The organism is Kitasatospora sp. NPDC004240 (assembly GCF_053603215.1).
The window spans coordinates 17833-29921 of the sequence record NZ_JBSGFD010000103.1 but is presented as its reverse complement, the minus strand read 5'-3'; the positions used below and the strand labels follow the sequence as shown (position 1 = coordinate 29921).

Annotated in this window: 13 protein-coding genes; 8 read left to right on the top strand and 5 right to left on the bottom strand. The window is 74.3% G+C overall.

Features of this window, described 5'->3' with window-relative positions:
- Nucleotides 1-185 precede the first annotated feature (185 nt).
- Nucleotides 186-1604: an amidohydrolase family protein gene (locus ACWEQL_RS25595; protein ID WP_452152654.1), complete on the bottom strand. Its 1419-nt coding sequence runs from the start codon at nucleotides 1602-1604 to the stop codon at nucleotides 186-188.
- 226 nt (nucleotides 1605-1830) lie between these two features.
- Here ACWEQL_RS25595 and ACWEQL_RS25590 point away from each other — a divergent pair, with 226 nt between their 5' ends.
- From ACWEQL_RS25590 to ACWEQL_RS25575, 4 genes are all read left to right on the top strand, one after another.
- Complete coding sequence (locus ACWEQL_RS25590) at nucleotides 1831-2670, top strand: helix-turn-helix domain-containing protein (RefSeq protein ID WP_452152653.1); 840 nt, start codon at nucleotides 1831-1833, stop codon at nucleotides 2668-2670.
- Nucleotides 2671-2880: 210 nt separating this feature from the next.
- Nucleotides 2881-3093, top strand: a complete 213-nt coding sequence (locus ACWEQL_RS25585; protein ID WP_145911193.1) for a cold-shock protein — start codon at nucleotides 2881-2883, stop codon at nucleotides 3091-3093.
- Nucleotides 3094-3428: 335 nt separating this feature from the next.
- Entirely contained in the window at nucleotides 3429-5051 is a 1623-nt protein-coding gene (locus tag ACWEQL_RS25580; RefSeq protein WP_452152652.1) for a CYTH and CHAD domain-containing protein, read from the top strand.
- A 112-nt stretch (nucleotides 5052-5163) separates the two neighbouring features.
- The gene (locus ACWEQL_RS25575; protein ID WP_452152651.1) at nucleotides 5164-5832 is read left to right on the top strand and encodes an SGNH/GDSL hydrolase family protein; all 669 of its coding nucleotides are present in this window, start codon (nucleotides 5164-5166) and stop codon (nucleotides 5830-5832) included.
- 52 nt (nucleotides 5833-5884) lie between these two features.
- Here the strand turns inward: ACWEQL_RS25575 and ACWEQL_RS25570 are convergent, their stop codons facing one another.
- Complete coding sequence (locus ACWEQL_RS25570; RefSeq protein ID WP_452152650.1) at nucleotides 5885-6418, bottom strand: hypothetical protein; 534 nt, start codon at nucleotides 6416-6418, stop codon at nucleotides 5885-5887.
- 351 nt (nucleotides 6419-6769) lie between these two features.
- On the opposite strand from ACWEQL_RS25570, the gene ACWEQL_RS25565 reads away from it, so the two are divergent.
- Nucleotides 6770-7366 carry a choice-of-anchor C family protein gene (locus ACWEQL_RS25565; RefSeq protein ID WP_452152649.1) on the top strand — a complete coding sequence of 199 codons (597 nt, stop codon included), beginning with the start codon at nucleotides 6770-6772 and terminating at the stop codon, nucleotides 7364-7366.
- Between the two features lie 145 nt (nucleotides 7367-7511).
- Nucleotides 7512-8513 carry a phosphotransferase family protein gene (locus ACWEQL_RS25560; RefSeq protein WP_452152648.1) on the top strand — a complete coding sequence of 334 codons (1002 nt, stop codon included), beginning with the start codon at nucleotides 7512-7514 and terminating at the stop codon, nucleotides 8511-8513.
- Nucleotides 8514-8527: 14 nt separating this feature from the next.
- On the opposite strand, the gene ACWEQL_RS25555 is transcribed toward ACWEQL_RS25560, so the two are convergent.
- A complete protein-coding gene (locus ACWEQL_RS25555; RefSeq protein WP_452152647.1) occupies nucleotides 8528-9220 on the bottom strand; it encodes a hypothetical protein in 693 nt (230 codons plus the stop codon).
- Between the two features lie 149 nt (nucleotides 9221-9369).
- Here ACWEQL_RS25555 and ACWEQL_RS25550 point away from each other — a divergent pair, with 149 nt between their 5' ends.
- Nucleotides 9370-9597: a hypothetical protein gene (locus ACWEQL_RS25550; RefSeq protein WP_452152646.1), complete on the top strand. Its 228-nt coding sequence runs from the start codon at nucleotides 9370-9372 to the stop codon at nucleotides 9595-9597.
- Between the two features lie 207 nt (nucleotides 9598-9804).
- Here the strand turns inward: ACWEQL_RS25550 and ACWEQL_RS25545 are convergent, their stop codons facing one another.
- A complete protein-coding gene (locus ACWEQL_RS25545) occupies nucleotides 9805-9984 on the bottom strand; it encodes a hypothetical protein (RefSeq protein ID WP_452152645.1) in 180 nt (59 codons plus the stop codon).
- Nucleotides 9981-10535 (bottom strand): hypothetical protein, encoded by a 555-nt coding sequence (locus tag ACWEQL_RS25540; RefSeq protein ID WP_452152644.1) that lies wholly within the window; start codon nucleotides 10533-10535, stop codon nucleotides 9981-9983. The genes ACWEQL_RS25545 and ACWEQL_RS25540 overlap by 4 nt, the downstream gene beginning before the upstream one ends.
- 294 nt (nucleotides 10536-10829) lie before the next feature.
- Here ACWEQL_RS25540 and ACWEQL_RS25535 point away from each other — a divergent pair, with 294 nt between their 5' ends.
- Nucleotides 10830-12089: a helix-turn-helix domain-containing protein gene (locus ACWEQL_RS25535; RefSeq protein WP_452152643.1), complete on the top strand. Its 1260-nt coding sequence runs from the start codon at nucleotides 10830-10832 to the stop codon at nucleotides 12087-12089.

Genomic DNA, 12089 nt, shown 5'->3' with positions numbered 1-12089 from the left:
CTTCTCCTACGCTTGCGCTCCGGTGTTTCTGACAACGGAAAAGCTACGTTGCTTTCCAACATTCGACAACCGCATCGTTGCGAAAAAGCATCATCGCCGCAGCTCAGAGTCGTGAAATCGTTGCAGTGGGGCAGAATTCAACGCAACGCCGACGGGCGGTCATTGCAATCGACCAGGAGTGAACGCTACCCGGCCGCCGCCCGGAGGATGCGGTCGCGCGAGGCCGCCGCCTCGGCGCGCAGGGCGGGCAGGTCGACGTCCAGGACGCGGCCGGCCCACTTGCGGACCTGCCCGGCCACCAGGACGGTGTCGACGTTGCGGGCGTCGCAGCCGAGGACGGCGGTGCCGATCGGGTCGTTGAGCGGCAGGTTGTTGACCTCGTCCGCGGTGAGCAGCAGCAGGTCGGCCTGTTTGCCGGGCGTGAGGGAGCCGGTGAGGTGGTCGAGGCCGCAGGTCCGCGCGCCCTGGAGGGTGGCGAGGTCGAGCACGTCGCGCGTGCCGATCCGGCCCGTCACCGGCCCGGTGGCGCCCGAGCGGTGGGCGGCGTTCACGGCCCGCATCCGCTGGATGGCGAGCAGCGTCCGCATCTGGGTGAACATGTCGCCGGCCAGGGTGACTTCGACGTCGATGCTCAGCCCGGGCCGCACGCCCACGGCCAGTGCCTCGTCGATGGCGGGGACGGCGTCCTCCAGGCCGATCTGCGGTTCGGAGGTGGGGGCGAGCGAGACGGTGGCGCCGCTCGCGGCGATCGCCCGCCAGGCGTCCCGGCTCAGTCCGGTGGCGTGGATCAGCGTCACCCGCTCGTCCAGCAGTCCGGCCCGTTCCCAGTCGAGGATCGCCCGTGAGGAGGCGGCGCCGAACACCGCGTCCACGCTCACGCCGAGGCCCAGTTCGTCGGCGACGCGCGCGAGTTCGGGGCCGAAGGCGAGGTCGGGGCCGGCGATCTCGTCGGTGGCCAGGGCGGCGAGGCGGACGGTGAGCAGGCCGTGGCCGAAGCGCTCGCGCAGCCGGGCGAGGTCGGCCGGCCACTGCCGGTCCCAGGCGCCGAAGTGCGGGGCCATCGCGGCGTGGACGCCGCGGATGCCGGTGTCGGTCAGCGCCTGCACGGCGGCGTCGGAGTGCGCCGCGCTGCGGGAGTTGTGGGAGAAGTCCAGCATCGTGGTGATGCCCGCGTCGAGGGCGCCGAGGGCGGCCAGGCGCGTGCCCGTGTACATGTCCTCGGGCCGGTAGGCCGGGGCGCAGCGGGCCAGGGTGGTCGACAGGTAGCCGGCCAGGTCGTCGACGTCCGGGATGGTGCGGCGCAGTTGGGCCTGCCAGGCGTGTCGGTGGGTGTCCACGAAGCCCGGGGTGAGGAGGGTGCCGGCCGCGTCGATCACGATGGTGTTCTCCGTGGCGCCGGCGGCCCGCAGGTCGGGGCCGACGGCCGTGATCGTGGTGCCGGTGACCAGGAGGTCGCCGGTGTCCAGGGTGCCGAGGTCCGGGTCCATGGTGAGGATCGTGGCGCCGGTGAACAGGATGCGGCGCCGCGGGTCGGCGGCGGTTCGGCGCAGCCGGTCGAGGAGGGCGGGGCGGGGGGTGTCGGTCGGCCGGTGACGGGGGTGCATGGAAGTCCGTTCCGTGGAGGGGATGTTGGGGGCGTTGGGGGTGTTCGTGCCGGGGGGTTCGGGCGGCGGGGCCGGCCCGGGGGTTCCACCGTGGCAGGCGGCGGGAGGGGGCTCCAGGCCGCGGTTCACCGTGGGTGCGGCCCACCGGGGGTGGGACGGCCGGCGGGGTGTGGCGCACCCCGGCTCGGGGGTTCTGCCGGTGCGCGGGCCGCCGTAGCCTCGGACCATGAACTCGGAACGGTCCTCGCGGCGTGACAACCCGCTCGGGGAGTACCTGCGCGCCCGCCGCGCCCAGCTGACCCCGGAGCGGGCGGGTGTGGCCGTCTGCGGACGGCGGCGGGTGCCGGGCCTGCGCCGGGAGGAGGTCGCCCGGCTCGCCGGGGTCAGCACCGACTACTACACCCGTCTGGAGCAGGGCCGTGAACGCAGTCCCTCCCGGCAGCTGCTGCTCTCCGTCGCCCGCGTCCTACGGCTGGACGAGGACGGCACCGATCACCTGGCCAACCTCGCCGCGCCGCCCGTACGGCGCCCGCGGCACTCGCCCGAACGGGTCGCGCCGGCCCTGCGGCAGCTGATGGAGGCGCTGCCCGCGCCCGCGCTCGTCACCGGCCGGTCCCTGGACGTGCTGGCGCTCAACGCGCGGGCCGCCGCCCTGTACGCGGGGTTCGCCCGGGTGGACAACCTGGTGCGGATGACCTTCCTGGACCCGGCCGCCCGCCGTTTCCACCGGGACTGGGAGGAGGCGGCGCGTGCCGCGGTCGCCGCGCTGCGCAGCGCCGCCGGACGGGACCGTCACGAGGCGCGGCTGGTCGCGCTCGTCGGTGAACTCTCCCTCCACAGCGATGAGTTCCGCGTTCTGTGGGCGCGCCACGACGTGCGGGGCAAGTCCGCCGGCGCCAAGCTGCTGCGCCACCCGGAGGCCGGTGAGCTGGAGCTGGCCTACGAGACGCTCACCCTCAACAGTGCCCCCGAGCAGCAGCTCGTGGTGTACCAGGCCGCCCCCGGCAGCCCGTCCGCCGAGCGCCTGGCCCTCCTGCGGGCACCGGCCGGGGACCTGTCGCGGTAGGGGCCTGACCGCCGGGGCGCCGGGCGCGACAAGAACGGCGGGACCGGCGGGAACGGCGCGCGGGCGGGTAGCGGTCCCGTGAGTGGTCCGCCAGGGTGCCGTCGCGCTGACTCTCCGCCGCCAATCCGTCACCGTAGGCTCACGCGTGCCATGATCGGCTCGGCTCGCACCGGAGCCGACGACGACCGACTGCTCTCAAGGGGGCACCCCGTGGCCGAACGCCAGAACGGCACCGTGAAGTGGTTCAACGACGAGAAGGGCTACGGCTTCATCACGCCGGAGTCCGGACCCGACCTCTTCGTCCACTTCCGGGCGATCGAGGGCGGTGGCTTCAAGTCCCTCGTGGAGGGCCAGAAGGTCACCTTCGAGGCCGTGCAGGGCCAGAAGGGGATGCAGGCCGACAAGGTCCAGGTGGTCGGGTAGGCGGCCGGACGGCCCGGCCGGCCCGCCCTCGGTCCCGCCAGGGGCGTACGGGGCGGCCGGACGGGTCTCAGCCGGTCGGGAGGCCCCGTGCCGTACGGATGGCCGCGGGCCGGCCCTTGCCGGCCGACCGGCCGGGCACCAGGGTGTCCGGGCCCACCGGCCGTCCCCGGGCGAGGTCGGCGGACCCGGCCCGGGCGTCCCCGCCGCGCCCCGGACGGCCCGCTTCCGGGCGAAGCGGGTCGCGGGTCCGTGGACCGGTGGCCCCTCGACCCATCGATCCCGCCCGGTGCCCCCGGCCGCACATGGGTGCGGCCGTTTCGGGCAAGCGCCCGGGTATGGGCACGGAACACGTGGAGACGGAGCGGAAGTACGACGGCGACGCGCTGCCGAAGCGGCTCGACCGGGTGCGGGGCGTCGCGGCCGCGCCGAGGGCCGAACCCCAGGACCTCGACGCCGTCTACTACGACACGCAGGACCTGCGCCTGCTGCGGCGCCGGATCACCCTGCGCCGGCGCACCGGCGGCGGCGACGCCGGCTGGCACCTCAAGCTGCCGCAGGCCGAGGACGTGCGCGGGGAGGTCCGGCTGCCGCTGGCCGCCGGCGGTCCGCACGACGTCCCCGACGAGCTCGCCGTACGCGTCGCGGCCTTCACCCGCGGCGCCGCGCTCACGCCGGTGGCACACCTGCGGACCCACCGCGCCCGCCGGCTGCTGCGCGACGAGCGGGGCGAGACGCTCGCGCAGATCACCGAGGACCGGGTCGCGGCGCAGGTCCTGGACGCGGGACGCCTCGACGGAGCCCGCCCGGCAAAGCGGGGCGGGCCGGTGAAGCGGGACCGCCCGGTGGACGGGAGCGGGACGGAGATCCGCGGGTGGACCGAGTTCGAGGTGGAGCTGGAGCAGGGCACGCCGGCCCTCCTGGACCGGGTCGAGGCCGTGTTCACCGAGGCGGGGCTGGTGCGCTCGTCCTGGCCCTCGAAGCTCTCCCGGGCGCTCGGCGAGGACCGCGTCCCCGAAACCGGCCCGGACCGGTCGGGCGGCCCGGCATCGAAGGCGCGCGCCCCGGCGGCGGGGACGGCCGGCGCCCTCGTCATGGACGGCTTCCGGGACCGGCTCGCGACGCTCCTCGACCTCGACGGGGCCGTACGCCGCGGCGAGGAGGACTCCGTCCACCGGATGCGGGTCACCGCCCGCCGGCTGCGCAGCCTGCTCAAGGCCCACCGGCGGATCTTCGACCGCGAGCGCGCCGAGGCACTGGCCGCGGAACTGCGCCGGCTCGGGAAACTGCTGGGCAAGGCCCGCGACCAGGAGGTGCTCGGCGAGGAACTGGTCGGCCAACTGGACGCCGTCCCCGCCCGGATGCGCCGCTCCCTGCGCGGCCACCTCACCGCACGCTACGCCCAGGGCTACCGGCAGGCCTGGCAACAGGCACTCGCCCGACTCGACGACGCCCGCTACTTCGCCCTCCTCGACAGCCTCGACGCCTTCGCCGCCGACCCGCCCCTACGCCGACGGGCCGGGCGCACGGCACGCCCGTACCTGGCCGGCGTCCTGCGGCGCGAGCAACGCCGGACCGTGAAACGCCTCGACCACGCCCTGCGCACCGAACCGGGCCCGCGGCGCGACGAGGCACTGCACAGCGCCCGCAAGGCCGCCAAGCGCGCCCGGTACACCGCCGACCAGGCACGGTCGCAGATCCCCCGGCGCTCCCGCAAGCGGGCGGCGAAGTTCGGCACCCGGATGAAGAAGCTGCACAAGGTCCTGGGCGACCACCAGGACAGCGTGGTGATCCGGCGCGAACTGCTCACCCTCGGCGGCGAGGACACCGGCAGCCGGCGGCACGCCTTCGCCTACGGCCTCCTCCACGAACGCCAACGGCACCTCGCCGACGACGCGCAGCAGCGGGTGCCGAAGCTGCGCCGCCGCGCGGGCCGCCGCAAGCTCACCCGGCTGCCCTGACGCGGGACCCCGTACCGGGTTGCCGCGGGCAGCGTGCCAGGACCAGGCCGTCAGCCCGACACCTGGCACCCTCGAAGGGCCCACCTTCCCAACCGAGTCCGAGGGGACGTGCATGACGATCACCATCCGGCCGGGGAGCACCGTGATGTTCACCGGCGACTCGATCACCGACTGCTCACGGCGCGAGAGCGAGGACGGCCTCGGGTCCGGCTACCCGCTGCGCGTCGCGGGCGAGTGGGGACGCCGGTACCCTGACCGGCCCGTGACCTGGCTGAACACCGCGAACGCGGGCGCCAAGGTGATGGACCTGCAAGCCCGTTGGCGCACCGACGTGCTCGACGCGCGCCCGGACGTGGTGTCGATCCTCGTCGGCGTCAACGACATGGGCTGGCACACCTTCGACCCGGCGGGGTACGTGATCCCCGCGGAGCGGTTCGAGGCGGACTACGACCGGCTGCTCGCGCCCCTCGCCGAGGCGGGCACGCAGCTGATCCTCATCGAGCCGTTCCTGCTGCCGATCCACGGCGTCCTCGAGGCCGGTACCGGCGCCGCGCCCATCGGCGAGCGGGAACGTCACGCCTGGCGCACCGACCTGGACCCGAAGATCCAGGCCGTCCGCAGGCTCGCCCGCCGGTACGGCGCCCAACTGCTCACCGCCGACGGCATGTTCGCCGCCCTCGCCGCGACGAGCGCACCCGAGCACTGGGCCGCGGACGGTGTGCACCCGACCCCGGCCGGTCACGCCGCACTCGCGGAGGCCTGGCTGCGCCTGGTCGCGTGACGCCGGCCGGCAGGACGTGACCGGGCGGGCGGGCGTTTCTGCGGGGGTGCCGTCAGGGCCTGCGGGTCGGGTCGGCCCCGGTCGTCGATGCGGGCCGGGGGATCCGCAGGCCCGCCGCGTTGCGGACCCGGCGGGTGCGTCCGTGCTCGGCCAGCAGGCCGAGGGCGCGGGGGGTCACGGGCTGAACGGCGACGGCCGTGCGCTGGAACCAGTCGGACGCGGCCAGCAGTTCCTCATCCGTCCAGGGCTCGTCCAGGACGACGGCTCGCAGCAGCGTCCACTCGCGCAGGCGGCGGGTGAGGAAGTCACGGTCCTCGACGACCGTGGCCATCATCCCGGCCCAGGCGGGGAAGCGGGGGCCGGTCAGCTGCTCCGCCGCCCGGCGTTCGAGGTGCTGGTTCACCGCGGCCTCGGCCATCGAGACGCACTCGTCGCGCAGGACCGTCGCCAGCAGGTCGGCCTCGCCCTCCTCCGCGACGCTCTCCAGGGCCGCCAGATGGCGGGCGTAGCGGCGGTGCTCGGGGGGTTCGTCGTCGTGGTCGTCGTGGCCGGGGCCGTCGTGGTCGGGGCCGGCGTCGCTGGTCATACGGCCATTCCATCATCAGGCCCGACCGTCGGACCTTCCTCCTGTCCGCTCGGGCATCGGTCACGGCCGGAGTGTGTGGCGCGGCCGGGGCGTGCGTGCCTCGTCCCGCTCCCCGGGCGGGGGCGCCCGCCCGGGCGCGGTGGGGTGTGAACCGGGCGTCCGGAATGGTCGCCTGGGCCCGGTGCGGCGGGTGCGGGCCGGTCGAAACCGGCGCGTGAGAGCGGGCGCGCGAGCGCCGTACGCCACCGGGCGCCGTCCGTCCGGCCTTGGCAGGGATCATCACGACCGTCGACGCTCTGTGCACGGCCGATCATCGGCCGGTCCCGATCCCCCAGCCCTGGAGGGCCATCCGTGTCGTTCTCACGTACCCGTACCGCCGTCGCCGCCCTGTTCGTCGCCGGTGCCACCGCCCTGGCCGCCCCGGCCCAGGCCGCCGGCGGCAACCGCGCCCTCAGCCACTTCGACGACGGCAGTTTCGAGACGCCCAAGGCCCCGGCGAACGCCTTCACCGATCTGGCCGCCGGTCAGAGCATCGGCCCGTGGAGCGTCACGGGCGGCAGCGTCGACCTGATCGGCGCCGGCTTCTGGCAGGCCGCCGAGGGCGACCAGTCGCTGGACCTCAACGGCTCCAACAGCGGCACCGTCGCCCAGCGGTTCACCACCGTCCCGGGCACCACCTACTCCGTCACCTACGCGCTGGCCGGCAACCCGGACGGCGGGGTCGCCCTGCGCACCGGGCGGGCGCTGATCGACGGCCAGAGCTTCCAGGACTTCACCTTCGACATCACCGGCAGGACCCGCGCCGCCATGGGCTACGTGGGACGCCAGTTCACCTTCGTCGCCCAGGGCACCTCCACCACCCTGACCTTCACCAGCACCGTCGCCGGGGCGTACGGGCCGGTCATCGACAACGTCCAGGTGAAGGAGTGCAAGCCCTGCTGCGGCTGACGGGCCCGCTCCCCTGACCCGGCCCCCGGGGGCCGACGGCACCGTCGCCGTCGGCCCCCGGGGCGCGTGCGGCGACGTGTTCGGCGGTCGCCATAATGGCCGGACCTCCCGGGCCCGGCCCGGGTTTCGCGGTGAGGGGCGGGCGTTGGAGAGCATCACCAAGAACCGGCAGCCCCCGGAGGTCCTGCGGGCGATGGTCGAGCGGGCGTACGGCCGCGGCCAGGTGCCCGAGGGCGCGGCCGGGGGGTGGGTCGGCGAGCTCGGCCACGGCTGGTTCAACGTCGCCTACCGCGTACGGCTGCGCGACGGCCGTGAGAGCGTGCTGAAGATCGCGCCACCGCCCGGGGTGGAGGTCATGACGTACGAACGCGGCGCGATGGAGACCGAACTGGCGGCGCTGGACCTGATCGCCCGGCACACGGACGTACCGGTCCCCCGCGTCGACTTCGTGGACCGCAGCGGCGAACTGTGCGACGCGCACTGGTTCTTCATGCCGTTCGTCGACGGCGACAACCTCGACGTCCTCGGCCCCGGCCTGTCGGCCCGCGAACTGGGCGGCTACAAGCAGCAGGTGGGCGCCGCCAACCGCCGGATCAACGCCGTCCGCGGGCCGGCGTTCGGGCCGCTGGCCGGGCCCGGGGACGCCTCCTGGCGGCGGGTGTTCACCGGCATGGTCGAGGACGTCCTCGGCGACGGCGAGCGCCGCCGGGTCGACCTGGGCCGGGACTACGACACCGTGCGCGCGGTGGTCGCCGAGCACGCCGCGAGCCTGGACGAGGTGACGCAGCCACGGCTGGTGGGCTGGGACCTGTGGGACGGCAACGTCCTGGTCCGCGACGGGGCGATCGCGTGCGTCATCGACCACGAGCGCGCCTTCTTCGGTGACCCGCTCGCCGAGGTGGGCTTCGCCGGCACCCAACTCGCCGACGCCTTCGGCGACCCCACCCACTTCATGCGCGGCTACGGACACCCTCCGCTGACCGCCACCGAGACCGTACGCCGCCGCCTGTACTGCCTGCACCTGGCCCTGGTCATGGTGATCGAGACCGTCTACCGCGGCCACACCGACCCCGCCCAGTACCACTGGGCCCGCGACCGCCTCACCGAGACCCTGACCCTCCTCGGCCGCCCCCGCCGCCGTTCCTGAGGGGTCCCGCGTGCTCAGAAGGGCGGCTCGGCCTCACGGGCACGACGCGCTTCGAGATCGTCCTCGGTGGCGAGGCCCGTGACGTCGTGGCCCCAGGCGAGGAGCGCGTCGAGCGCGCGTTCCCGCTGGTAGGGGTCGGTGCTCCCGGTCAGCAGGCGGCGTGCGTGGGCCGCGAGTTCGGGGCGCCGGTGTGCCAGTGCGGGATGCCCGGCCAGGCTGAAGGCCGCGCAGGCGGCGGCGTCGCGGACGGTGTGGTCCCCGTCCTGGAGGAACCCGGCGACAGCCGGATACACCTGCGGGCTCAGCTCCCGCAGTTCCCCCTCCAGGTCGCCCACCGCCCAGAATCCGTAGGCGGTGAAGAAGTACTCCCCCAGCAGCGCCAGGAGTTCCGCACGCAGGCTGCGCCAACGACGGGAACCTTCGTACCCGGGCAGGTCGAGAACGACGGCGGTGCCGGGGGCGGGGAGGATCGCGGCGAGGTACCGGGCGGTGGGTACCGTCGCGGGCAGCACCGCCCCGTTGCAGTCGTAGGCGGCCCCGACTCCTGCGAGCGCCGCCGCCTGGACGGCCGGGTCCGGATCGAGCAGCCCACGTAGGGCGGCCTGCAGGCCATCGGCGTCGTGGAGGTCCTCCAGGCCCTGCCAGTCCGTCTCCTCCAGGATCGTCCGGGCACCCGGGAGATCGGGCGGGCTCACAGCGTTCGACATGCCCGACACCCTAGAGGCCGCCCCCGACACCCCATCAGCAGTCGGCCGCGGCGCACCCGCTGCCGGGCGGATGTGTGTCGTACTGCAACGGCGGCGGCGGCGAGGGAAGTTAGCCTGAGACCCACCGGACGACGGAGAGGACGGGACGCATGAACGAGGACGAGGCCGAGCGGCTGGCGAGCGCACTCCGCCGCCAGGGTCGTCGAGGGGTCGCCGCCCCCGCGGACCCGGACAACCCGGATGGGGAATGGCGGGTGTTCGACAGCGCCGACCCCACGAGTCGGCGGGACATCACCGACGAAGCCCTGGCCGCCACCACAGGTGCGCCCCGGACGTCCGGTCCGACACGAGGATTCGTCATCCCCACCTCCCGCTGAACGGCACCCGCCCCGGCCTCGTCCGGGCTCGCCCGGACGAGGCCTTCTTCAGTGACCACTCATCGAGGGCGGAGCACGCCGCACCCAGATCAGGAACAGGCCTGCGGTTCGGCAAGTCCCCAGCGGGTCGGTCCTCCTATCGACGGGACGGGGGTGCATCATCGCCGAGGACAGGGTGTCGCCGCCGCAGGAAGCGATCACACTCGATCAGCGCTCACCGGGATCGCCTTCGTCGTCTTCCTCGTCCGGCGGCGGGCAGTGCTCGACCAGAGCAATGTGCGGCGTCAGGTCAGCGATGAACCGTCCCCGCACCCACGCACCGCAGAACCGGCATCGGCCCAGCTCTACCGGACCCTCGACGGCCGACTCGCCGCCCGCATGGCTCACCGCTCCGCTCCCGTCGTCTCCGGCAGCTTGTACCCGGCGTACCCGGCGAGGGTCACCTGGCGGCCGAGCCACTTCCGCGCGCTCTCCTCGGACCCGTGCAGCATGACGCCGGCGCCCTGGGTCACCAGGCCGCCTGTCTCCTGGTCACGCATGACCCAGACTCGTTCGAGCTTGCTGTTCGGGTCGGTGTTGGGAGCCGCCTCGGGCACGTACCGGACGGCAACATGCTGGGCCCGCGTCTGCCACTCTCCGCGCCACGCCCGCACCAGGACCGTACTACCGGTCACGAGCTCGGCCTCGAGCTCCAGCCGGCCGGTCTGGGACAGGTGGAACTCGATCGACCCGCTGCCGTGGGTCAGGAGGTTCCGCAGCACAGCCGCGTGTTCCGGTCGGATCGCCAGTCCGCGCGCGGTCTGCCAGAGCCGCGCAATCGCGGCCTCGACCGGCAGCGTCACCGGGGCGAGGTGGCCGTCGAGAGCGACCGTCAGCTCGCCCGCACTGCCGGACCGGGCCGGCGATGCGGCTGTTGCAGGGGCTCCGTCGTCGGTCATCGATCCTCCAGCAGGGACAGACAGTCGGGGTGGGCGACCACGGCCCAGCCAAGCGGCGCACAGCCGGGGCCGGTCGGGGTGTGCACGTGACCAGCCGGGACCAACTCGCCGCGCTCGGCGCCGCAGTGGATGCACGCACGCTCGTGCAGCTGATCGTTTGTCGGTGTGGGCTGATCGGACATCACGGGCACAGCATCGGCACGCAGCGACGACGTCACCAGGGCCACCGTGAGTACCCACGGTGGAGCCCACTACGCCGGTACGCTCGTGCCAATCACCGACCCGGGAGGCCCCGTGTCCACGCCGGAACCGCTGCCCGCACTTCTTCTCGCTGACCCGCAGTTCACCGCGGCGTGCGCCAGTCGCAACGTTGGCGTGGTCTTCCAGCTCGCCCGGCGTGCCGGGATCGGTCCGGCGCAGATCGCCCGCCGAACCGGCCTCGGGGTCAGCCGGGTCAGCGAGATCCTGACCGGCGGCCGCACCGTGTCCAGCATGGACGTCGTCGAGCGCATCGCCGACGGCCTGCGCATCCCCGGTCACATGGTCGGCCTCGCCACCCGCCCGTGGGAGACCCCACCGGCCCCGGCCGCCGACCAGCCGGCCACCGCACCTCAGACCTGGGAAGTCCTGGACATGCTCACCCGGTCCACCGCGAGCGACGCCGCCCTGCTGCACCTGGAGGCCGCCGTTGCGGACACCGCCTACCGCTACCCCGCGACCCCGCCCGCCCAGAGCGTGTCCGTCCTGACAGGGCAGCTCGCCGGCGTCCACGGCCTCCTCGGCAGGCCGCAGGCGCTCGGCGCCCGCCGTCGGTGCGTACGGATACTGGCCGTCGTCGCCGGCCTCCTCGGACTTGCCAACCACGACCTCGGTGACCGGGCCCGCAGCGACGCCATGTTCCACCTCGGGCGCGTCGCCGCGGAGGAAGGCGAGGCCCCCGAACTGAGCGCCTGGCTCCTGACGATGCAGTCGATCACCGACTACACGTCCGGGCGGCACGCCCAGGCCGCCGACCTGCTGGCCCGCGCCGACCAGCTGGCCGAGGCCGCCGCGCCGCGCCGCCGGGCGTGGGTGGCCGCGAACCTCGGCCGAGCGCTCGCAGCCCGCGGCGACCGGGCAGGCGCGCTCTCCGCCCTCGACCGCGCGACAGCCCTCCTCCACGGTGACCTGGGGCCGCCACCGGCCGGCCTCGACTTCTTCACCGCCCCGCGGCTCGACGGCCTGGCCGGCGAGGCCTACGCCCGGCTCGGCGACCATGCGGCAGCAACGTCGCTCCTGAAGACGGCCCTGCGGAACCGGGAGCAGGCCGACGTCAAGGGCCGCGCGATGCTCACCTACGACCTTGCCGAGTGCCGCCTGGGCCAGGGCGACATCGACGAGGCGTGTGCCCTCGCGCACCGCGCGCTCGACATGGCAGGCGGTACGGTCGTCCGGCCCCTCGTCCTGCGGGCCCGCGCGTTTCAGACCGCCCTCGCGCCCTGGCAGGCCGCAGGGCCTGTGAGAGAGCTGGGCACTCGCGTGAGAGAGTCGGAGATGGAGGTCATGCGAGCGTGA